This window comes from Coprococcus sp. AM11-30B, from assembly GCF_027674365.1.
Lineage (GTDB): Bacteria > Bacillota > Clostridia > Lachnospirales > Lachnospiraceae > Allocoprococcus > Allocoprococcus comes.
Map to the genome: position 1 here is coordinate 71,042 of NZ_JAQDVB010000013.1, position 21,980 is coordinate 93,021.

At 50.4% G+C, this 21,980-nt stretch carries 23 protein-coding genes; 1 reads left to right on the forward strand and 22 read right to left on the reverse strand.

What is annotated here, in order from left to right; genetic code table 11:
* The first annotated feature begins 100 nt into the window (after positions 1 to 100).
* Positions 101 to 916 carry an antirestriction protein ArdA gene (locus PGU50_RS10120; protein WP_270246875.1) on the forward strand — a complete coding sequence of 272 codons (816 nt, stop codon included), beginning with the start codon at positions 101 to 103 and terminating at the stop codon, positions 914 to 916.
* A gap of 46 nt (positions 917 to 962) precedes the next feature.
* Here PGU50_RS10120 and PGU50_RS10125 read toward each other — a convergent pair whose 3' ends face one another.
* The 22 genes from PGU50_RS10125 to PGU50_RS10230 all read right to left on the reverse strand — a co-directional run bounded on the left by PGU50_RS10125 (position 963) and on the right by PGU50_RS10230 (position 21,977).
* Positions 963 to 1,472: a hypothetical protein gene (locus PGU50_RS10125; protein WP_270246876.1), complete on the reverse strand. Its 510-nt coding sequence runs from the start codon at positions 1,470 to 1,472 to the stop codon at positions 963 to 965.
* On the reverse strand, positions 1,469 to 1,987 hold the full coding sequence (locus PGU50_RS10130) for a hypothetical protein (protein WP_270246877.1): 519 nt from the start codon (positions 1,985 to 1,987) through the stop codon (positions 1,469 to 1,471). Before PGU50_RS10130 ends, PGU50_RS10125 begins: the two co-directional genes overlap by 4 nt.
* 275 nt (positions 1,988 to 2,262) lie before the next feature.
* The gene (locus PGU50_RS10135) at positions 2,263 to 2,742 is read right to left on the reverse strand and encodes a hypothetical protein (RefSeq protein WP_270246879.1); all 480 of its coding nucleotides are present in this window, start codon (positions 2,740 to 2,742) and stop codon (positions 2,263 to 2,265) included.
* Positions 2,743 to 2,848: 106 nt separating this feature from the next.
* On the reverse strand, positions 2,849 to 3,235 hold the full coding sequence (locus PGU50_RS10140; RefSeq protein WP_270246880.1) for a hypothetical protein: 387 nt from the start codon (positions 3,233 to 3,235) through the stop codon (positions 2,849 to 2,851).
* 162 nt (positions 3,236 to 3,397) lie between these two features.
* Positions 3,398 to 3,565 carry a hypothetical protein gene (locus PGU50_RS10145; protein WP_270246881.1) on the reverse strand — a complete coding sequence of 56 codons (168 nt, stop codon included), beginning with the start codon at positions 3,563 to 3,565 and terminating at the stop codon, positions 3,398 to 3,400.
* 74 nt (positions 3,566 to 3,639) lie between these two features.
* On the reverse strand, positions 3,640 to 5,784 hold the full coding sequence (locus PGU50_RS10150) for a DNA topoisomerase (RefSeq protein ID WP_270246882.1): 2,145 nt from the start codon (positions 5,782 to 5,784) through the stop codon (positions 3,640 to 3,642).
* 41 nt (positions 5,785 to 5,825) lie between these two features.
* The gene (locus tag PGU50_RS10155; RefSeq protein WP_173825536.1) at positions 5,826 to 6,893 is read right to left on the reverse strand and encodes a nucleotidyl transferase AbiEii/AbiGii toxin family protein; all 1,068 of its coding nucleotides are present in this window, start codon (positions 6,891 to 6,893) and stop codon (positions 5,826 to 5,828) included.
* Positions 6,883 to 7,497 (reverse strand): hypothetical protein, encoded by a 615-nt coding sequence (locus tag PGU50_RS10160; protein WP_008370646.1) that lies wholly within the window; start codon positions 7,495 to 7,497, stop codon positions 6,883 to 6,885. Before PGU50_RS10160 ends, PGU50_RS10155 begins: the two co-directional genes overlap by 11 nt.
* A 156-nt stretch (positions 7,498 to 7,653) precedes the next feature.
* On the reverse strand, positions 7,654 to 8,979 hold the full coding sequence (locus tag PGU50_RS10165; RefSeq protein WP_270246884.1) for a hypothetical protein: 1,326 nt from the start codon (positions 8,977 to 8,979) through the stop codon (positions 7,654 to 7,656).
* A gap of 25 nt (positions 8,980 to 9,004) precedes the next feature.
* Entirely contained in the window at positions 9,005 to 9,961 is a 957-nt protein-coding gene (locus PGU50_RS10170; protein ID WP_270246885.1) for a MuF-C-terminal domain-containing protein, read from the reverse strand.
* 32 nt (positions 9,962 to 9,993) lie between these two features.
* Positions 9,994 to 10,476: a hypothetical protein gene (locus PGU50_RS10175; RefSeq protein ID WP_270246887.1), complete on the reverse strand. Its 483-nt coding sequence runs from the start codon at positions 10,474 to 10,476 to the stop codon at positions 9,994 to 9,996.
* Between the two features lie 16 nt (positions 10,477 to 10,492).
* Entirely contained in the window at positions 10,493 to 11,359 is an 867-nt protein-coding gene (locus tag PGU50_RS10180; RefSeq protein ID WP_270246889.1) for a 3'-5' exonuclease, read from the reverse strand.
* Between the two features lie 2 nt (positions 11,360 to 11,361).
* Positions 11,362 to 12,735: a DUF4313 domain-containing protein gene (locus tag PGU50_RS10185; RefSeq protein ID WP_270246890.1), complete on the reverse strand. Its 1,374-nt coding sequence runs from the start codon at positions 12,733 to 12,735 to the stop codon at positions 11,362 to 11,364.
* Positions 12,736 to 12,773: 38 nt separating this feature from the next.
* Positions 12,774 to 13,628 (reverse strand): hypothetical protein, encoded by an 855-nt coding sequence (locus PGU50_RS10190; RefSeq protein ID WP_270246891.1) that lies wholly within the window; start codon positions 13,626 to 13,628, stop codon positions 12,774 to 12,776.
* Between the two features lie 6 nt (positions 13,629 to 13,634).
* On the reverse strand, positions 13,635 to 14,966 hold the full coding sequence (locus PGU50_RS10195; RefSeq protein WP_270246892.1) for a hypothetical protein: 1,332 nt from the start codon (positions 14,964 to 14,966) through the stop codon (positions 13,635 to 13,637).
* A gap of 12 nt (positions 14,967 to 14,978) precedes the next feature.
* Positions 14,979 to 15,560, reverse strand: coding sequence for a hypothetical protein (locus PGU50_RS10200; RefSeq protein ID WP_173825554.1), 582 nt, complete (start codon positions 15,558 to 15,560; stop codon positions 14,979 to 14,981).
* A gap of 158 nt (positions 15,561 to 15,718) precedes the next feature.
* Positions 15,719 to 16,537 (reverse strand): hypothetical protein, encoded by an 819-nt coding sequence (locus tag PGU50_RS10205; protein WP_173825556.1) that lies wholly within the window; start codon positions 16,535 to 16,537, stop codon positions 15,719 to 15,721.
* Between the two features lie 44 nt (positions 16,538 to 16,581).
* On the reverse strand, positions 16,582 to 17,217 hold the full coding sequence (locus PGU50_RS10210) for a DUF3846 domain-containing protein (protein ID WP_270246893.1): 636 nt from the start codon (positions 17,215 to 17,217) through the stop codon (positions 16,582 to 16,584).
* Between the two features lie 120 nt (positions 17,218 to 17,337).
* A complete protein-coding gene (locus tag PGU50_RS10215; RefSeq protein WP_270246894.1) occupies positions 17,338 to 18,288 on the reverse strand; it encodes a hypothetical protein in 951 nt (316 codons plus the stop codon).
* Between the two features lie 37 nt (positions 18,289 to 18,325).
* Positions 18,326 to 19,384: a type IV secretion system protein gene (locus PGU50_RS10220; RefSeq protein ID WP_118199825.1), complete on the reverse strand. Its 1,059-nt coding sequence runs from the start codon at positions 19,382 to 19,384 to the stop codon at positions 18,326 to 18,328.
* Between the two features lie 10 nt (positions 19,385 to 19,394).
* Positions 19,395 to 20,240, reverse strand: a complete 846-nt coding sequence (locus tag PGU50_RS10225; protein ID WP_118199826.1) for a hypothetical protein — start codon at positions 20,238 to 20,240, stop codon at positions 19,395 to 19,397.
* A gap of 18 nt (positions 20,241 to 20,258) precedes the next feature.
* Positions 20,259 to 21,977 (reverse strand): phage tail tip lysozyme, encoded by a 1,719-nt coding sequence (locus PGU50_RS10230; protein WP_118372789.1) that lies wholly within the window; start codon positions 21,975 to 21,977, stop codon positions 20,259 to 20,261.
* Positions 21,978 to 21,980 lie beyond the last annotated feature (3 nt).

Below are 21,980 nucleotides of genomic sequence, written 5' to 3' on the forward strand. Positions count from 1 at the left end.
CGGTATGAGTGGATATCAATCCTACTGAAATAGAGATGGGGGGAAAGTGGTAGAATCTTACAAAAACAGCCCTACGGTTTATAGAGTAGAAGGGATAGCCATGGAACAGGATTTCACAAAAGGCCTGAATGTGTGCATCGGAAATTACGGTTACTACAACGAGGGCAGCCTTCACGATGCATGGATTACCTTGCCGAAGACGGAAGCTGAGATTCGGGACTTTCTCCATCTCAACCACCTGCAGGATCCACAGCATGAGGAAATCTATATCTCTGATTATGATGGCATCCCCTTCGGCACGAGGCTGCTCTTTAACGAGTTTTGCCATCTCGAGGACTTGAACCTGCTTGCGAAGCAGCTCGTCACGGCAAACCCAGCCGATCTGGAGAAGGTGGGCGCATGGATTCAGGCGAATGACACTCCTGAAAGTCTTGTTGGGCTTATGAATCTCATCGAGCAGGCCGACGACATCCCATTTTACAGCTGGGGATACGATGGTGCTTACGACAAGGATGAGTTCGGTAGTATGATCTATACCACGATGTCACCGGAGAAAAACTACGGGCACGAGATGGTTGAGCAAAATGAGGAGCTGAAGCATATCCTCGACAGTTCGAGTCAGATTGAAAGCGCCTTTGACTATGAGAAATACGGACGGGCTTACATCGAAGGTGGCGAAGTCACCGTTCTTCGAGACGGCTATATCGATAACTGTGCAGACGGACCTGACGTAGATTATTACGATCGGAACGAACTGGCTTCCCTCATTGGCGACCGTTATGACGCGAAACATCCCGCGACCTCGTCCAAAGCGGCGGACCGTAGCCTATCACATAGGCAGGAAGTCAGCCGAAGCGCGGCCGAATTGCTCAATGACGGGAAACAGGTTAAAGAGGCTTCATCCCAGGAGCATTAACCGAAAAAGGCATATGGAGCCATACCGGTGAAGTCCCTTGCACGGATTAACGTGTGGGGGACTTTCCCTTTTTTGGAAAATCAATCTTTATGCGTTCAGCGTCGAGCTGTTTACAGCAGACCTTGCACTTCATGGCTTTGGAATTCAGGCCTTGTTGCATCTTGAATTCAACGGCATCGAGGATTTCCTGTTCCGTGCACCGTGAGATATCGGATACGGCGGCGACCGTCGCGCCGCATCCCGGAAGCTCGAGTTGTTTGGAACCGGTGAGAAGTCGATGCCCGATCGGCCCTTTCCGGTCGATCTCGGTAACTTGGAGTGCGCCGTCCTGCCTGGTACTCCGTGTCAGAACCGAATAGTATTTGCTGGAGTCTCCGCAAAAACAGGCGAGATCGAGGCGGCCTGACAGGACGGCGTTATAGACTTTCTCGCCGATTTCCCTGTTTTGGAGATAGAGTTCTTTATACCTATCGTTTTTGGGGTTCTTAAGTCGGGCGGTCGCGGCTTCGTGCAGGGAGGCCAGCCTGTAAGTTTGGATAACCGGACGAGCACTCATCGGAAATCACGCCCCTCGAAGTTTTCTAAACCTACGTGGTTACGCGCGGCTTCAAGCTGTTTGCTGCCGTCCCTGCCGATGGCAGCCTTTTCCTTCAGACTTCGATTGCCCCTCTGTTCGAATCCAATCGCCTGCAGGATGTCCCGCTCATTGCACTTCGAGATGTCGGGAACGGCGGCGAGGACGGCACCGTATCCCGGAAGATCGAGCATCTTCTGGTTCGTAATACGGCGATGCCCGATCGGTCCCTTGCAGTCGATATCCGTGAGTTGCAGGGCTCCTTCCTGTTTCGGGCTACGCGTAAGGATGGAGTAAAAGCGGCCGTCTTCCGTTTCACAGAAAGCTACGAGGTCGATTTTTTTATCTAGTACCGCGCTATACAATCTGTCACCGACCGCGCGGTTCTTTTCATACCACTCTTCGAACCGAGTGTCTTCCAAATCGAAATACCCGGCGAGCGCCACCTCATCCAGGCGCAACAGCTCATACGTTTCGATTCCACTTCGATTCATCATCGCGCATCACCCGAAAGGCAGGAAGCGCCCTTTACTTTGTTTGCTTGTCTTAAGTTGTCACCGATCACAGCTAAATCCCCCATTTCTTTATTTTTCTTTGTAAGATTCTACCATCTCTCATCAAAAAATGGGCACCCATAGCCGGATGCCCCAAAGAGAAGAGTGCCAGAAAAATCAATCAGCGAGCCCTGGCGAGCGGATCATAGGTGCCGTCAGGCACCGCATGAATAGCGCATCGCAGGCAAATCGCTGACATATCGATTCGGCTTGCAGGTCTAGCCGACAAGCGGCTTATCGACCATAGCGGACAACTTGGCGTACAGGTCGAGCTCGACGGAGATTGCCGTCTCACCGTAGGCGATGGCCTGGAACATGCGGTACCGCTTCAGCCCCAGGTCCTCCTCGACGGTCGCGCCGTCGGCCTCGATCTTGTCATAGGCAGCCTTGATCGAGGGCATGCCATGATCCTCATTATGGCTGATGTCGTTCTGCAGAAGTTCGACGAGACCTTGCATGCTCATCGAATCGCCGCCCTGGCGATAGAGCAGGCAGACACACGCATCGAGAAGCATGGCGCGGGCGGTCGCGAAAAGGTCCCCGCTTTTCTTGATGACATCTGCATCCAAGCCATGTGAGATGCACCCCGCCAGCACCAAGGCGTCCTCCTGACAGGAAATGAACGAAAACGGGTTATAGTTCATAGTCAAACCAACCGTAGTTTCCTCGCCCTTAACGGCTTCGGTCTTTTCTTCCATAATGAAATTCCTTTCTATCGATCTCCGGCTTCTGCTTGGACATCATTTACTGACTGCATTGTGGTCAATTGTATCAAACCGATCGCGGAAACCATCGGCTGTCGCATTAGTCAAAGTTCCACGGGTTACCGGTTACGATTCCGTTGACGCTATCCGAATAACCGAAATTGGTCCTGTCAGAAAGGCCATCGTTTAAAGTTGGGAGTCCCGAACTGAACTCCACATCCTTGCTTCCATATTTAGTGCTGGATAGGTGTGCGACCATTTTGACAGGTTTCTGGGTGTCAGCAAGATAGTGGGCTTGGCCGATATGAAAATTGTCGGACTGTCCGCTAAATACTGATGGCGAACCGTTTAATTTTTTAAGCTGAACGGTACCAGGTGTCTCGCCATCGGTGCCGGTGGGAGTAAATGGAAGACTGTAGTCAACAGTGCATTCTATTTCATCATCAGAGGGGAGGCGTCCGACGAGAAAGACAACGCGTTTGTCCATATTGGAATCGCCACCGACAAGGACCATTCGCAGATCAGGGGTACCTGGCCATGTCTTTGTTGTATTACCGGTCGAACCGCCAGATCCACTCGAACCGCCGGCATTTCCGCCTCCGGTCCCACCGGTGCCGTTTGCCTTGGAGAACCAGCTCGAGATGCTGATTCAGGTCTTCGAGACCTGCCCGGAGACCTGGTTGCCGAAGGCAAGAAGCCCTGCGCCGATCACGATCGCAACGAGGACGACGATGACGTATTCGACGGTCCCGGCACCGGATTCCGGATACGGCCTGCATGATCGTTTTCTAATGTGGGGTAATTTAAACGTGGACATGAGCGATCTCCAATCGATGACAACGCGAACGGGCGGGACGATGATCCCGCTTGGTAGATAATTCTAGCCCCGAACTAGCCTTTGTGTTTCTTTCCCTTGAACTCGGGGAATTTCATATCAAGCGACCAGGTCTCGCGATTCAACGTGAGATACGCGTCATAGGTTCCATCCCCGCTTTTCTTCTTGATTCCCTTGATGAGCGATGTCTTTCCCTTTTCGGCGATTTCCCTGCCGTTCTTGTCGGTGAGCTTCTTCGGCTTATCCTTTGGTCCGACAAAACGGTAGATGGAAAAGTCGCAGGTGCCGTCCTGGGTAAAGACGGCTTTCCCATTTTTCTCGCCTGTCTTCTTGAAATGGACTCCGGCGCAGCGGAACTGGTTTTTTGTCGCATAGAGGTCCTTGCCGCATTTCGGGCACTTGCCGATGACGATCGCGTCCCCACCGCCCAGTTTCATACCGTCCAAGGCACCAATGTTATCCTGCATTGCCTTCATATCGTGCACGACCATATCGGTGACGGTATTGATGACATCGGATGGTTTGCGCGAAAACCGTCCCACCTCGTTCATGGATTCGAACAGCTTCTCGGTGACTTCCGGTGAGGCGATCTGGCAATTTGCCAGCAAGGCGTAAGACACCTCGCCGCACTTCGTCATGGTGAGTGCGCCCTTGTTTTCCTTCATGAGGGCGCGTTCCTCATTGGCGGTGATTTCCGCAAGCGTGCTCGTTCTGGTGGCGCCGGTACCGACGTTATATTTCTCGAGCTTCTTCGTAAGCCATTTCATTGTCGGTTTTTGCGGGCGTTTGTTGGCTCCTTCGTGCACATACGGGGAGGCGACCTTACCGAACTCGCAGGCGTTCTCCGCCTCCTCCCCTTCCGATTTCTCGGTAGAAGAGGAGTCCGAATCGAAAATCGCCTTGAACCCTGGTTTGATTGGGATCTGGGTCTGCCCGACATATTCGGGAAAGTCCCTTACATGGCCTTTGATCAGCTCATATTCATAATCTTCAGCGAGCATCGCTAGATAGTTCTTGGCAAGTACGGAATAGATCGCGGAACCGATTTTTCCGTAACCATTTTCAAGCTCGGCAAGGGATTCGGGAACATTGATTCCCGGTCTGTTCGCGCCGTGCGCCCCACCTTCCTTGACATGTGTCTTCCTTGCGGCGCGATGGGAGAGCAGAGACGTATCCACACCGACCACGCTGGCAATCTTATCGACAAGCGGAAGCAATTCGCCGAATTGTTCCGGCGTGACCTCCTTATCCTCGGTACGCGGGTAGCTTACGATCTGGTTTTCGTACATCTCCTGATATGTCTTCAGGACATTTGCCGGCTTGAACCCCTGCTTCGCGAGGATAGCGGACAGGCCGGCGAGGTCGAGGAGCTTTCCGGGGGCAGTGTGTTTCTTCGCCCTGGAATCCTCTACGACAGCGCTGTCGTGCAACTGCGAAAGGTCTACCTGATCGGGGCTATCGAACCGGATATCTTCGGGGTCGTCGGTCTTTCTGGCAAAGATGTTGCCGTTTTCGTCTTTGAAACGCGCCTCGTAAAACGGCTTGCGGACATATTCGTTATAGGCTTTCAACTGGTCGCCGGTCAGTTTGACCATGACCGATTTCAACCGGCCCTGGCGTACGACCGTTCGGAACCCCTTTTTTCGCGCTACGAGTGTTGCCGCACGGGTGAACTGCATGCTCGCGAGATCCCAGCGCTCGCGGACGACTGCCTTCACATAGTCGCCGTCCTTGTCCATAGATGGAAGGGTCTTGCGTTCCCTGAAAGCCTTCTGCACGCTTGCCGGCGCCTCGTCGCCAAAGTACATACGCTTGGTCGGACCTCTCCAACCGCATTTCTCCAAAGCCTCCCAGGCGAGCAGTTCGCCCTCGCCGGACGGGTCGACATCCGTTGCGATCACGACGCAATCGGCCTCTTTCAGCTCATCTTTAAGACCGGAAATGATGTCCTTGCATCCGCTTAGGATCCCCTTCTTCCATGCAAAATCGTTGAGATTCCACGGCAGATTTTCAAGATCCCAACTCTTATAGAACTCGACCTTTTCAGTAGGAACCTGTTTATCGGGAGGCAACAGCCCCATAACGTGTCCGCGCAGATTGGTAATTTTATATTCAGTTCCGGCATAATTACCGGTTTTTCCACCCAATGCTTTTGCAAAATTTCGTGCAGCGCTAGGCTTCTCGGCAAGAATCAAATCCATTATTGCTTTCCTTTCTAAAAGACTCTCACAACGATAACGTTTTAATGCTCAGTTTTGTCAAAGGAATCTATTTGCCGATCTGTTCGTTCGTTAGAAAGAGCTTTTGACGCCTGGCGTAAATCATGGTTTCGCTCTGACAGGCGTTGATGCGCACTTGGTTTTTTGATATTGCCGAATGCTTCTCGGTGAATATCAGAAAGATTTGAGATCATTTTCAATCGATAGTTGGGATCTAGTAAGGTTGTTTCAACAGTCTCAACAGGAAGCATCTTTTTCATTTCCTGCAGGAATTCATTGCTGTTAATGAATTCTGGGATATTTTTGATGGTGTTCTCCAAGTTACTTTTGTATTCTTGGGAATCTGTTTTGTAATCAAGAATTTTATATTCAAGTAATGGGAAAGTAGCTGGAGTAATATCCGATTTTTCTATCATCCAGTTCATATCCCAAAGATCTCGCCATCTTGTATAACTGGAAGCAGAAAAGGAGAGCAGTTTATCAGCCATGATTTCATCGCAGGATTCAACGTGAATCTTTAAATCAGGAAATTCCTTAAAGAACTGCGGGTAATGGCAGATGGCGTTTTTCGTGAGCGATGTATGGGCTCCGATAGAAGCGGCTTCCAATTTAATTTTCTGCAAAGGGATATCTCGCTGATTTGGATTTAGATCATATTTGACAAACCATTTAGCAACTTTCGTCTGATTTGAAACGTCATTTCTATTCCAAATGCTGTCTTTAGGTTGCTTAAGACTGACCTCACCATTGCACTGTTTAATGAGATTTTCATTGATAAGCGAGTTTAATTTCTCTGCTTGGTAAAAGTCTGAACCGACAGAAAAATCAAGGTCTTCGCTATACCGTGGAGCACCATAACAAAGACGCAGCGCGGTTCCGCCTTGAAATACGAGGGATGTATTCTGCATCTGGGGAATAAAGGAATTGAGCAAGTCTATATGAAGGAGTTCTTTTTCAATAAAAGGAATGAGAGATGAAGAATCAACTCTGAAAGCTTCTTGTTGAGCAAAATCTCTGACTTGAGGAAGAGCGGAAACGTAAAGCATAATGACTCCAAAAAAATAAGCAGGAAGATGCACACTAGAGTACATCTTCCTGCTTATCAAGAAAATCCCAAGTATCGTCGTCTTCGCAAGGATAATATTGGATATTTCCGTCGCGACAGCCATGGTCTTTGTCGTATTGCTCTCTTAAAAGATCAAGGGAACGTTTTGTTTTTTGTAAGTCCCGATATGTTTGAAGTTTGTCTGCAAGCGGAACCCTTCCCATCGACGACCTATCGATGGTTCTTGGTTTCTCATCTGTTTTGCTGTAATGAACGAAATCGATGCTTCCGTAACCCGTGTTATACCATTTTGACTTTCCTGTGGTCATATAGGTTACGACCGTGGGGATCTGCGAAATGAGACTCCATGCTGAAGCAGAGGACTCAAGGCTTTCATAGAAGGAGTCATTTGGTCGGATTTTCTTACCAATCAAATCTAAAGTACCGAGTCCTCCGTATTGAGAAAAGCGAAAAACGTATACATTATGGTATGCACGATTCAAAATGTTTTCTTTAATAAGTGACTTCAATGTTCCATTCAATTTGCTGCCGGTTTCATTAAAAAGTTCTGACAGCTCCTTTTTAGTGTAAACATGAGTAAATCGCCCATCATTGCGGGCAAGTTTTTTCATAGCGTCGATAGTACGCATCTTATCACCTGCTTTCAAAGTATATTATATCATATACTTTGATTAAGTAAAACTCGTCTAACCGTAAAAGAAAGCAGGAAGCCGACTGAAATCAGTTTCCTGCTTCTCTTAATTGTAGATTGATGTTTCAATCAAAAATTTGTTCAGCCTTAATCTTTAATGACTCGGATTATCGTGCACGGAACTAGCTTGATGCCCTTCGTTGACCTTGTCGGCAACGGCCGTCTTTGCATCCCTGACGGCAGCGAGAGAGCGGTCATGTTTACTGTTCTCGGCGAGCTTGTCACGGGCTTGTTTCCCGAGCGTATGCCATTGGGAAATGTCGCATTTCGTGCGTTTGCCGGCCAGCTTGGCATCGATTGAATCTTTCATATCCGAAGCCACGATTGACGCGAATTCCGGGCTGATCGGTACCGCGATGTGGTTTTCATCGACAAACGCCGCGTCCATTGGGTCTCGGGGATCCGATTTTTGAGACAGATGGTCACCTGGGTCGAGGAAGAGGATATCCATGATGATCTGCTGCGGCTTCTGGGATGCGGCGATTGCTTCCAGCTTTCCAAGCTGCTTAGCCGAGATCGCCGTATCCACGGAGATGGCGGTGTTTCCCCTCGCCGATGGATGCCATGCCTGATATTCCTCACTCGACATTCCGGGCCTATATCCTTGCGGGACGATCAGGCAACCGTTCTTTTCCTCTAGCATACCGGAGGTAAACAGGGTCGCTTCGCGCAGGAGGTTCTTTTCCGCGAGATTGCGGAAGGTGGTTACCCGTGCGAAATTATCCATCGCTTTCTGAACGGGTTTCTCCAGGGATCCAAGGCACTCGAGAATATGTTTCGTGGAGGGATCCGGGTCTTTTAGGTCAAATTCCACATCCGAGAAATACTTGCCGGTCTCTACGCCCTCATGGAAGTCCCTGATCGAGTCGATTCCGTCTTCCCCGATGAGGTTCGTGAGTTTTGAATAATTCTTTTCGACTGCTTCCGCGTAGCCGGGATGCTGTGGATCGGTTGTCAGTCGCAGCCCATCATACGCGTCGATAATGTTCATTACGACAGATGTCTTATCTGCTTCAACGGGCAGATAAGTGTATTTGAAATGTTCCGCGTTGCCCGCATAGGAGAGCTTTACATCGAATGCAGGCCCTTTTTCGGAATCTTCGATAGTGATATCTAGATCGAGGTTCTTATAGACCTGGAGCGGATGGGGCATCTTCACGTAAGCCAACAGTTCCGGCACCAGGCCGCTCTTTGGATAGTTCCCTTCCGACAGCCATGCGATAAGCGACGGCATCTCGCCTTTGAGTTTACCGATCAGCCTTTGCGTCGTTTCAAGCGAGAACGGATCGTCCGTTTCGTTCCATTCAGCCAGCGCATTGTGGATGGCGGCGTTCTGGATATGGTTATCGGCCATCTGAGCCACATCGATCAGTACGTTTCCATCGTTGTTTAAGACATTTACCAGGCCAAGCGTGTTCATTTCTTAATTCTCCTTTTCAATGGTTTTACTGCGAATCGCGGTTGTCGTCGTCATATCTGAGAGTGATGTTGCGCGGTCTATCCCTATCTTGCGCGAGCCTATTTCGCCTGCTGTCCGCGACCTTGAAATGCATGGTGCGGTTAAGGGAATTATGTTCCCTTTCGCGATCGGACAGCTTCGGATTTATTTCCGCTTTCATCTTGCAAATATAGGATGAAGGTATTATAATATCCATTGAAAGAGCTGCAAGCGCCGGAGGGAATCGTGTCCCACCATAGCGGGGTAGCTCTTTTTCCATTTGTTCATATTTCTCAGAATCGATATACAGGATCTTTTCCTCGTTTGCAGCACGCGCGAGATATGAAGTGAAGTTGTCACGTCCGTAAAGGCTGGCTATCACATTGCTGCAGCCGTTATCGTTCGTCTTGGTTCCATACCCGTTTGGGAAAAAGTATGCGATGACCGGGACGCCGTCAGGGTCGTACATATCGAGTACGGCGGCGACGCCTTTGCCCTCAAACGACCTACCGTTTACCGTATAGTTCGGCTGGTCGAAAACGACTACCGGCTCTTCGAGCTTTTCCGGAAGCGATTTGATCTGCTCGATGGTAAGCCCATGTTGATGGCTGTCGGCCTCTTTTGGGGCGATTGCATTCCTGAGATGTCTTTGCGTATAGATGAAGGGCAGGTTGTCGAATCCGGCCCTCCTGAATACATACGGTGTGTTGGGCCGGGGTTCCAGAACGGCGTGCGGTGACAGCATGCCGCTCAGGCTCGCATCGACATCGTAACCGAAATCCAGATATTCCGAACACTGTATCCCATATTGCCTGATTGCCTTGACGTCCATTTCAGGCAATTCGTCTCCTCTGAGCAAAGCGGAGAGGATCGAGTCGTTGATCGTTCTTTCTGCTTTCGGGCGCTGGATCGAGGATTCGTATTCGCGAATCGTTCGCGCAGCGTTAAGCGTATAGCCATCCATATCGTTCCTCCCCTGTAGCTCGACGGCAAGTTCTATTTTTCCTGCACGTCTAGTGCAACCGAATCGTTTTCGCGATCGTCATTCACGTGGACGGCCTGCTTCGCTTTTGCATCCTTTACATCGGAAAGTCCACGGTGGGAATCGGACTTGATACTTTTATATTCCACACCGATTTGGTCCCAGACGATTTCATCGAGATTGGACTGTCCACCGGACTCCCAGATGTTTTCACATGCGTTATCGCGGATCTGGATAGCTTCGTCGATCGTGATATCGGGATATTGCCTCAGTACGGCGTCCGGGCTTACGGAGATAAATACATCATCTGTCGGCGTCGCGAGCACGTCGATGCGTTTCCCGAGCGCAGCGAGCATCTTTTCCATATCATCCGATGACAGGTAGCGGAAATACTCAGCCGCGCAATCGAGGAAGAATTCCTTCATCTGGTCGAAATCATCGAGATCCGGCACACAGAGGTCCGGATCATCGAACGGGATTTTCTTATAGTCGTCCATGTTGGTTCTCCTTTGCTTATTTTGTAAGGTCCTGTGGAACTTCCGCATGCTCATGCTGGCTGTTCAGGGCACTTGCCGCGCGTCCGATATCTACAGACCGGCCGAACGGGCTTCGCTGTGACCGTTCCGCTTTGTCGAACCACTGGTTGACGGTCATGCGCGTGAACTGGGTGGTGGTACCGGCTCGTGCGCAGAGTTTCGCAGAGCTCTGGAGCCGATGGAGAATCGGCTCCGTGACGGCAAACGGGCGGCCTCCGGGATTGAGGTCCCAGCAGTCTTTTGGAAGCCCCTCTGAACCGTTCTCAATCGGTTTGGCGTGCATGATAGCGTCTTCGGTAAGCTCAAGGTTCTCCACACACCAGTTATGGTCGTCGACGCATTTCTGTGCGGCAAGGCAGGCGAGGGTGTCGGAAAGCGAGCCATGCGGGGCGCTCGTCCAGTTGTAGCCGAGACGTTCAGCTGCCATGGAGAGCGGTTGGTATCTATGTCCCGTATTTGAGTTTCCGAAGGCATCCATGAATTCTTGCATGGTGTCGATGATTGCGGCATCGGGGTTGATGGTGGCACCGGCGGCCTTCAGGAAACCGATATCGAAGGCTACGTTGTAGCCAACAATCTCGTCGGCGATACGGCCGAAGATGCGGCAGATTTGTTCCATATAGGCATCGATAGTGGTCAGGTGTTCCACGTCATCCGGGGAAATGTGGTTCACCGCCTGGGCTTCCGGCCACTCCTTCTTGTGTTTCGGCTTGAACCTCTCATCGAAGAGAAGCCGTCCGTTGGCATCTACAATAGTGAGCGACAGGATTTCGTCGCCCTCCTCGGGATGCAGGCCGGTGGTCTCCGTATCGAGGTAGACGCGGTTGGGATTGTTGCTGCTCATGGCTACTTTACCTCCTTGTCTTTTGCAATATCGTTCCTGTCGACGTTTCGATCCGCATCGAGGCGCCCCGACGACTCTCTTGCATTGCAGGTTTTTTCGGAAACGCTCTTGTTTTTAGACGGTTCCTTTTTGCAGGTGCCGACATAGTGCCCGGCACCCACACCGGTGATGACGAAGTCTTCCCCGTTGTCTTCCCTGCCGATCATGTCCACGAGTTCATTCTGGGTATAGCCGGAGAACGTAACGCTATCGTCGATGGCAAGACCGTAGGTGTCCTCGAAACTGAAATTCGTCTCGATAATCTCAGATGGGTCATCCTTCCAGTACATCTGGACAGGCATGATGAATACACTGATTTTATTTGGTACCTTGTAGTCCTTAATCGCGTACTCCGGAAACGTATCGAGGACGGCATCGAGTTTCTGCGAATCCTCGAAGGTCTTGCCGGCGAGAAGGCCATACTGTTTACCGGAAATATCGACGATGGTCTCGGTGGCGTTCGTCTCGATACCGGAGAGCTCGATCTTCGGAACGAGCGCGAAGTTATAGCCTACCTTCACGGCGACCAGCTTATAGTCGTCGGGGGTATTCGCATCCATGAATTCTTGCGTGTTGCGCATCTGGGAGATCACATCGGCGTCAAACGTGAATGCCGGATAGGAGCAGGAACCGGAATGGGAGACGATGTCTTCCACGGTTCCGAGCCCATAGATAGCCTCGATGATTGCCGGGTTATACAGGTTGTTCATGTCGAGGAAAACAGTCCTGTCGTTCTGGCATGGATTGTTTAGGTTGACGGAGATATCTGCCCAGCGCTCTCCGAAATTATCGCTTTCCGGCGTGACGTCGTAAGCGCCGACATAGAGGCTGCCGTTATCGAGATAGCTGTCGCAGACGAGCTCGAGCTTATATTTCTCCCCGAAGTTTTCCACATCGAACGTGACCCCGTGCTTCATGAAATCGGGATCGTTCCAGATGATCTCTCCGTTAGAGTCGATAAGCTCAGGATACTGTTCGCGCACGTTCATGATTTCCTGTTCATCCAGGTAATCCGGACCTGCCTGTGTCATGTAGCACTCGGCGTAATCATCGGCGACAGACGACATCGCCATGCGGTCGATCCAGCCGAACTCATCCTTATGTTCGATGATCTCCTTGGTCGATACACCGTTCTGCAAGGCCATGAAGGTCGAGCGTTCCCGGTCAGAAGGAAGGGTATCGCACCAACGTTCTTCTGAAACGTAGCCTGGGGAATCCAGGTGATATACGTTGCCGAATGGTACGGCATAATCGCGGACATGGCCCTCGAGGATATCTTCCTTCTCCGCATACCAGCTTTCGAGTTCATCTGCAGTCTTGATGTCTTTGAATTCCATGCTCTTTTGCTCCTGTATTTTCAAATCTAGTCAGAGTGTTACTTTGATTCCTCGTCATGGATAGGGATACCTGCCTTCGGCTCCCGCTCGGCATCCAGACGACCGGCGGCCGTCTTCGCCTTTGCCTGTTTGTCCGACAGCCGCCTGCCATGGGCGGGATTTTTTTTCTCGGTAAGGATGCTGGACTGTGGACCCACACCGGTGATGACGAAATCTTCCCCGTTGTCCTCCCTGCCGATCATGTCCACGAGCTCGTTTTCGTTGTAGCCGGAGAATGTGATCTGTTCGTCGATGGCAAGACCGCAGGTGTCCTCGATGCTGAAATTTGCCTCGACGAGCTCGGATGGATCGTCCTTCCAGTACATCTGGACAGGGATGACGGAGATCCAGGACTGATCGGGGTTTTTATGATCGTTGAGTTCGTGTCCTGGGAAATTGTCGGGACCGGCAGCCTCCTCATTCCCCTGCTTTGCAAAATCGGGATCGCTCCAGATGATTTCTCCGTCTGGACCGATAAGCTCTGGATAGAGCTCGCGCACGTTCATGATTTCCTGCTCCTGCATGTACTCCTTGCGGGCCGGCACGATAAAGCAAGGAGCCAGGTCGTATTCCTCGGCATCGCGGCAGGCACGGTCGGTCCAGCCGAACTCGTCCTTATGTTCGATGATTTCCTTGGTCGATACACCGTTCTGGATAGCCTGAAACGCGGTCTGTTCCTCTGCAGTTGGAAGGGTGTCGTTCCACCGCTCAAATGAGACATACCCGGAGCAGTCCAGATGGTACACGAAACCGAAGGGCACCATGTAGTCACGGGCGTGACTGTCGAGGACCGCCTGCTTCTCCGCATACCAGCTTTCCAGCTCGTCTGCTGTCTTGATGTCTTTGTATTCCATAATCGGCTATTCTCTTTCCATATTCTTGCCATTGGGGATTTCCGTGTTTGGGTTGTCGAGATGAGCGGCGCTTATGGCACATGCATCGCGCTTGGCTTCTAGACCGCTCTTTGCAGGTTCCTGTTTCTCATCGCGAGTCGGCGTGACGCTGACGGAACCGCAGAAAGGGTCGCTGAAGGCACTGACATCTTGGGGGCTGTGGTACATTCCGCGCAGACCCTCCTTGGTCTCGGGGCCGCTGTAGTCATCCATGGCGATCCAAATGCGGTTCATCGGGATTTCAAATGGCTTATCGAGGTCGACCATCATATAACCCGCGCCGTAGACGGGATCGTGGATACCGATATACGGTTCGTATGTTCCCGGGGAGACGGTAAAAGCATGACCGGTATCGACTGTGTGTCCGCTCATATAGCGTGAGTCCATGCATGCCACGGCATCGAGGAAAGTGGAAGAGGGGACTTTAGCCATAAGGGAAATAGTCGTCTCGTTTACCGCCAATGCCTCGAAAAGCTCGTCCCGCATGGTGCGTTCGAATTTAGTGGTCGGATAGTTCACCAGTTTCTCGACGGCGGTGCCCTGCGAGGCACACAGCTCATCGATGATTGTCGTACCGATATCCGCCGGACGTTCGTAAGCCACGTAGCTGGGCACTTTGCCATAATCTAAATTGTTCTCTGCGTCCTCGATAACCTCGAGGTTTTCTTCGCGCCAGTCGCATACGCTCTGGATCAGCCTGTATCCTTCCATGCTGTCGACCTTCTCAGTCAGAATGAGCGTCATATCGAACTGCATGGCATCAATCATCTGGTCGCATTGGAATCCATACTGGATATTGAATCTCTCGGAGACGTCCGCGTTCAGCGCATCGTGGTCCAACTCATACTCTCCAGGCACGAGGACCCCGCGGGCAAGGCCGGCAGATTCGATATATCCGGCAAATTTATTGAAGATTTCCGCGCACTGGGAGGAAAGGGCATCCAGATAGGCCCAGGATGTAGACAGCTCATTGTCGAGCGCCATAGAGAGTGCCGACTTGAGGTCGGCCGGCATTACCTGTCCGTTCTTGATTTTCTCCTCGTCGATATATCCGCTCGCCCAGTCGAGGTCGCGGTCACCGAGGAATCCGGCGACGATATGCTTGCAGTAATCCTCGCCCTCGTATGTCATATACGGATCGAGGAGGAGTGGCTTGCGCTCCATGATATTCTTCTTATCGTTTTTCGGATCGATTGTCGACCAGTCAAGCGCCTCGCTTAGCATATCGGCAGCTTTCTCTTCGCCGAACAGATCGATGACGTCGTTGTAGGTTCTGATTTTCGTCTTGATTTCACTCATATCGGTTCTCCTTTACCGGGCGATTTCATTCTGTCCGCAAACGGGCGCATTGCCGCCGATGTGCGCAAGCGACTCGATACAGGACGCCTTTTTGGCAGCGAGGCCGGCTTGGTCGGGAAGGACGCTCTTGCGGCGCTCGGCGATATCGATGTCGGCGTTTGCACGGATAGTTTCAGATGCCATGTCGCAAGTGGAATCTTTCGGCAGGGCATCGATTGCAATGGCGAGGGCGATCAGGTAATTCGTGTCATGTTCATTGACCACCTCTCGGAATACCTGGTAAGGCAGTGATGCTGCCGTTCCGGGCATACCCTCGGCAAGTACATATCCGTCGGCGGTGTCTTCAAATTCGGGATGCATGGTGGAAGAGGAGATGCCCCATCCGCCGAGAACATCGCGTTCCCAGACCTCCGCGATGATATTCCATCCGCGGTCGTTGGCTGGATCGTCGATAGCGCGGCAGTAGAGGAATTTCGGCTGCATGTTCGGTTCTTTGACGATCCATGCGTAGGCATGGTGCACGATATCGTTGGCTGCGGCAGGGCAGAAGTAGTTCTGGAAGCGATCAGAGGTCTTCTTCGTTCCGGTTTGCATGTTACCCTCCGTTCCGGCGGCGTGTTTTGTAAGATTCTACCACTTTGGCTGCGTTTCGCCTATATATCGATGACGGATACGGCACGTCATCTGCAAAAGGTATCGTGTAGAAGGGCACGGGGGCTCACCGAAGCGGCGATTCCCCGTGTTTGTGCCGTCTATCTGTCCTGTAATGGCGAATCAGGTGCGTTCTGGTCATGGTTCAGATTCCTTGCCGCATCCGTGGCCGCTGCATGGCGTTCCGTGAGTCCCCGCGGATTGTGGGTTTGCACGAGGTCGTCCTTATGCAGGCGGACATCGCATTCCTTGACATATTTGAGAAACGTCGGATGCGTGATGCCGAGCTTCGTCGCTGCGGATCTTGCCGAGATGTCTCCGTTCTTATATTCGCTGTAGAGACGGTCGAATCCCTTGGGAAGGGGTTTCAATCCCCTTCCTCGGGTATCCTGTGCATTCGTGATCTTGTTCACATGATAGGAGAATGCCTGTTGGCTCAAGCCGGCGATCTTGGCGGCCTGGGCTTGGCTTAGGTCCCAGTTCTGATATCTGCCGAAAGCCTCTCGAAACCGTAAATCATATCCGTCCAAAGGATCGCTAAGTGACTCTTTCAGCTCCGTCTCGATATCGGCGGGCATATCGATAAGCTCACCGGTCTCATCACGTGAGAGGGCGACGATATTGCCGAAAATGAGAGAGAAGGGCTTACCGTCGTTTGTTCCGACGATGAGGCTCTTTTCAGACAGGAAGCCCGAGTCATCCATGAAGGCATCGGGGTTGATGGCGCGGTTTGGCAGCAAACTGTCTGCACCGGCGGCATTCACATAGATATCCACATCGGCGAACGTGGCACCGAGTTCGTCATATTCACCTTGGACTGCCTCACGGATGTCTCGATACGGTCTGTCCCTGTCGGCGAGAAAGGTCTGAGCCTCTCCACCGACAGGGAAGATCAGGCCTATGACTTTATTGGATTCCATCGTTTCACCGCCTTGTTTCTTTAAAACGATTCATAGAGCTCTGATTAGTGACTGATTGGGTACTCGCGGTCGATTGGACGCGAATTGCCGATATCGCTACCGCTGTCGTCGTGGTTGCCCTTGCTCTGGCCGAGCACTAGCGAGCTCTCCCTGGCTTCTGTAGCGACCTCGGCGAGGGACTTCGTAGATTTCTCATGCTTGTCGCCGGCGTCTTGCTCATTCTGAAGCTGAAATCGATCCGGTTCGATGCCGTACTTAATGTGAATATACTCTTTGTAGCCGGTGGACGGGTCCGCAAAGGTCTCTTTCAGCTTGTCGATCGTCTCCTGAGGAAGGCTTGCGATTTCGCCTTCCTTGTCGACACCGAAGGCGACGAAATCACCGCAGATTAGCGAATAGAGCTTCCCCTCCTTGACCGGATGGCCGAACGTCAGCTGGTCGAGATATCCGACTTCTTCCATGTGCTTCGTGGCGTAGATGGCGCGGTTGGGCTGGCTGCCGTTGAATAGATATTCTTTATTGAACCACAGGTCAACCCCATTACCGAGAACCCTCAGTACATCAACGTTGCCGTTGACGAAGTTCTGCAGTTCGTCCAGCGAGTTATTCTTATCGATCCAAACCTCGATCGGCATCGAGCCGACGGGGATTAAAAGGCCGTGAGCTTGCATTTCATTCATACGGGGTACCTCCTTGCGTCTTGATGCTTGGTAAGATTCTACCATTCGATACCGGAAAAGGGCACCTCGGTCGGGTGCCCTGTTTTTTCTTTCAAATTCGCAAGCGCTTGCGAATTTCATCTAGTTCACGGTCACCGTTTCGTCCCAAGCCTCCTTGATTACTTTCGCATCATAGTGATACCACGGATGGCCGGTTGACTTCTTGTGGCCTTCGATATCATCGGTGATATCCGCCCCGCATGTGTCGCAGATCGCGATCCTAATCGTCTCGGCGGGATGATGGATAGTCTTCGTGGTTGTCGGCGTTGAAGTAGAAGAGGGCTGTCCGTTGCCAGACGATGGAGCGGAAGCACCACTATTCATATCGGCAGAAGAATTTTCTGCCTGATTATTCTGATTTTGACCGTTAGAAGAAGCATCCTGGTTTTGCGAAGCCCCGTCGTTTGCCGGAGTCGCTTCAACATTGTCTTCAGACTCGCTGCTCTCAGCAGTCTTATCGACATGTTTAGCTAAAAAAACGAAAGCTGACACCTTTTTCCCTTCACCTTTGACGGTGAAACTGGTGCTTTTTGCTGGTTTATCATAACCGTCCGGTGCCGACTCAACGGTCAGCAAATACTTGCCTTTCGGCAGGGTACAAATCTTGACCTCGTCGTTGACTGCAGCGGAAATATCTTTGACAACAATCTTTCCGTTCTTACCCTTTTCGGAAATCGAAACGGAAGCCTTAGAATCTTCAGCAGCTCCGTCAGCTGTCACCATGACGGAGATAGCACTCTTTTCAGCGGATTTTTTCTTCTTTGCATTCTCAGTCGAGGTCTCTTTCTTCTGAGTTTGCGTTTGTTCTTTCTTTGTGTCTAAGCCGTTTCCTTTATTACTCGAAAAAACGGTAAAAGCAGTCACGCCGCCGAGGAACAGCACCAGAATGACGCCGACGACAACCACGACAGCAATGAGCTTTTTTCGCTTCTCGCCATCGTTTTGTTCTTCGATATAATCCTCATGGTCTTCATCAGGGTGAATTGTCTCAAGGTTTCCCCACCAAGACCCTTGTTGTCTTTCATCATCCATGGCACTGCACCTCCTTAATAAATGTTTTCACCTAATACTAACCACCGAGAATATCGCGGGCAATGGTTCCAGATTTAATGATAATCAGTGTCATAGCCAAAACAGCGCATAATGATCCCCACATTTCTCCCTTAATTCCCGTGATCTCTCCACCGCTGAAACCTGACAGCAACGACGGAAACGCGCTTAAAGCCAAGATGATAACTGCTCCGGAGAGACAAATTCCTAGGTAGTTCTTGCAAAAGCTAATACCATAATTCTTTGTTTCATCAAAGCCAAGCAACGCAAATGGAATAGGCGAAAAGGCTGTGAAAACGTAAAGCTGGATTGCCCTCATGTAGCACATGACAGATACAGCCCCCTTTACCACAAAACTTGCAAGCAGCATTGCGAGGGAGGTAACGAAAAGACTTCCCGCTGCTCCTGGGCTATCCCCAACTTTTTCCGAAACGGTAATAGCATCCAATGAGTCAATCTTGACTTGGCTGATACCATTAACAATATCGTTAAAAGTATCGTATGCTGCCGCACATATATCCACCGAATTTTTAATTAGCCAAATGAAAATCGTTGCATAGACGATTAGAAAAACAATGTCCTTAATAGCCGGAAGTGTTGCTGAACCATCAATTCTTTGAGAGATTTTTATCAATTGAATCAGCATTACCAAACTCAAAATTGATGCTGCCACCGGGACCACAAAGTTCTTATGTACAGTGGTGACAGTTGTATAAAATCCTCCTGTTTTTTTGCCTAGAAGGTTGGAAAAGCTTTTCCCTAGAATGGATTTTGTCGATGTTGTCTTTATATTGTTGATTGAAAGGTTGATCAGACTTTCAGACCAACCTGCGAGGAATGGTGCGGCTCCATGCGCAATGGCGTCTCCTGCATCAGAAAGACGATCACCAACCCATCCGGAAACAGAACCCCAAATATCGAAACCGGAGTCATCTGTACTATCTGCAGCGAGAGCAGGCTGAGGAAACGCTAATGCAATAAGAAGAGGGAGAATTATGAGAATCTTAGCTAGTCTTTTTGCAAGACATAGGCTCCCGTTTTTAGTTTTACTGGGTTTATTGTCTTCAAGCTCGTTCATTTTTCCTCCTTTACATCAATTCGCATTCTTGATTACTCAAATGGTAGATCACGGTTATTCCCGTAAGCTGTTGCTCGTCTGAATCCTCCAAAGAAAAGTCGAGACGATACTCGTTAGCATTGAAATCTGCAGTCAGGATCCCGTTGCAGCTCGCTTTTACAGCCGTCGGATAGAAGAGCGCACACTGCTCACGCACATAATCTTCAATGGTATCCTTCGCATTTCCTAGGATTTCACTCAAACCATCATCGATACCGTCGATATCAAAGGAACCCGCTGCTTGTGTTCGCGTATATTCCTCATTGGTTCCATTGTTTTCCACGTCGATAGACATCTTGAAATACGTGCCGTCATCGTTTTTGTCGACGGTCAGGACATGCGTTTTGTCATCGTCTGATTCATAGGCACAGTTATAGCGAGTAAGGTTCACCATCTCGCCGACATCGACTTTTTCAGTCGATAGACCCTTGATGATAAAAGGCTTTTCAACCTTGTTCGGATTGGCTTCCGGGTCGGCGATGATTATGGATGATTCGGTAAAATAAAGCGTACGTCCGGTGCCACTGTAGGTTGCCCAGATATTGGAAGAGAGTAGAGCGGAGAACTGTGCAGTCGACTGGTCATATTTATCGACAATCTTCTGCTGTGCTTTTGTCAACGTGACAGAACTTTTTTTAATCTGCTTCTTGCGCTCCTTTTTCTTTGCCTTTTGCTCTTGTTTTTGCTGTTCTTGGGTTTGAACAGAGGTTGTATATACACCGATTCCAATCGAGATAGCGCAGAAAATGGCAATTAAAAGTACCGCAACTTTCACGATTCCCTTATGGTCTGTTATTAAAAACCAAATGTCTCGCATGCTTTTATTCCTTTCCTTTTATTTAGATAGATCGACGCCGCCAAGCCATCCCCATTTACATCCTGTCCCTTTTCCATAAAAGCCGACAAATTCTTGAAGGCTCTTGATGGTAATAGGCCCCTCGTTGCTGATGACCTTATTATCGCCGATATAGATTCCGACATGCCCATAAAGACGACCCGCGTCGCCTGTTCCGGGATGTGACACGTCAGCGATAATCATCCCAACTTTTAAATCGCGAACGTTGGTGCTGGTGCAGTAAGCACGACACATGTCGCAAGCGTTTCCCCCAAAGTAACCGATGCCGGCGTTTTGAAAGACGTTTGTGACCCAGGCGGCACACCATCCCTGTCCTGGCGACGTAGTCGTATTTGCGGCATTGACTACATCTTTTTGCCTTCGGGTGGCTTTTTTTAAATCCTGGCCATTTCCGTCAATACCGTTAGTTCCATTACTGGTTCCCAGTGCATCGTAGATACGCTGTGCCTGTGCTAAACGATTCGCATCGGCCGCTTCACTCTCCCCGCAGCGCTCGAACTGGCTTCTGAAAAGATAGACACATTGTTTGAGATCGGACTGTGCACAAAAAACCTTATACTTTGCTTTATTCCAACCCGAACACGATTCAGCGAATTCATCCCAGAACCAGTCGAGCTGAACGGAAAGATCGGACATATCCTTCCCCTTTTGCTTGGCAAGGTTTTCCAATCCGGTCTTACGGCCGCCGAGCCATTGGCAGATACCATATGCTCCCGATGAGGGGTTAATTGCAGTAGGACGGCAACCAGACTCCTGAAACATATTGCCCATGATTGCGGCAATATGGGTACGATCGACACCTTTGTCGATTAGATATTGTGCAATTGTGGCTTCATCACCAGTGAGCGATCCTACAGTTGTTGCTTTGGTTCCGGATATCGTACCGAAAATTAAGAAAAAAATCGGAACAAAGACTACTAATAATAAGGGAAGGATTCCAAGAAAACCTAAAAATAGACCGATAGCAGAACTGATACTAGAAAGAGCGAGCCGAATGTCCCAATAGATTACAGACATCGCGTTCTTAACGGTGCTTACGATTCCACTGCTCGTGGAAACGGAACGGTAGGCAGCCGAACGCATGTATTTGTACATCTGCTGGTTGAACTTGTTGCCGGCGCCGGCAGTAAACCGTTTTCTCGAAAGGGCTTTAATTCGCGCGGTTGAGCGTTTTAGCATCTTCCAAGATTTACGGGTGTTGCTGACTGCACCTTTTGCAGAGCTGACAGTCGCTTTGCTTAATCCTTTTGCTTCTTGATAAAGGTTGTCCACATCCTCAAGTTCGGAATCCTTGATGGCAGCACGCTTTGCAGCTCGAAAACCGTCCTTGGCAGCTTTCTTCGCGCCCTTCGCTAGATTCTTTCCGGAACGGGATTTCGTTCCGGAAAGGTCGATATCCTCGCCGTTAAGCCCTGCTTTAAAGGCCTTGGCCGTTGTTTTTGCCGTGTCAACGGTATCTTTCACAAGGTCAGAACCGGCACGCGCGGCGTTTACGGATCCTTTTACAGCCGATTTGCCAGCCTGGTACATCTTATCGACATCACCGAGTTCAGTGCCGCCGATAACCATGTTTTTGGCAATTGCAGCGGCGGAGCCGACAAGACCGGTGTTGACTGCATTCGTCGATTCTGTGCCAACAAGGGAACTCTGACCAGCTCCTCTTGCAGAATCACCTGTGACGAAATCGTCTGCTCTCATCTT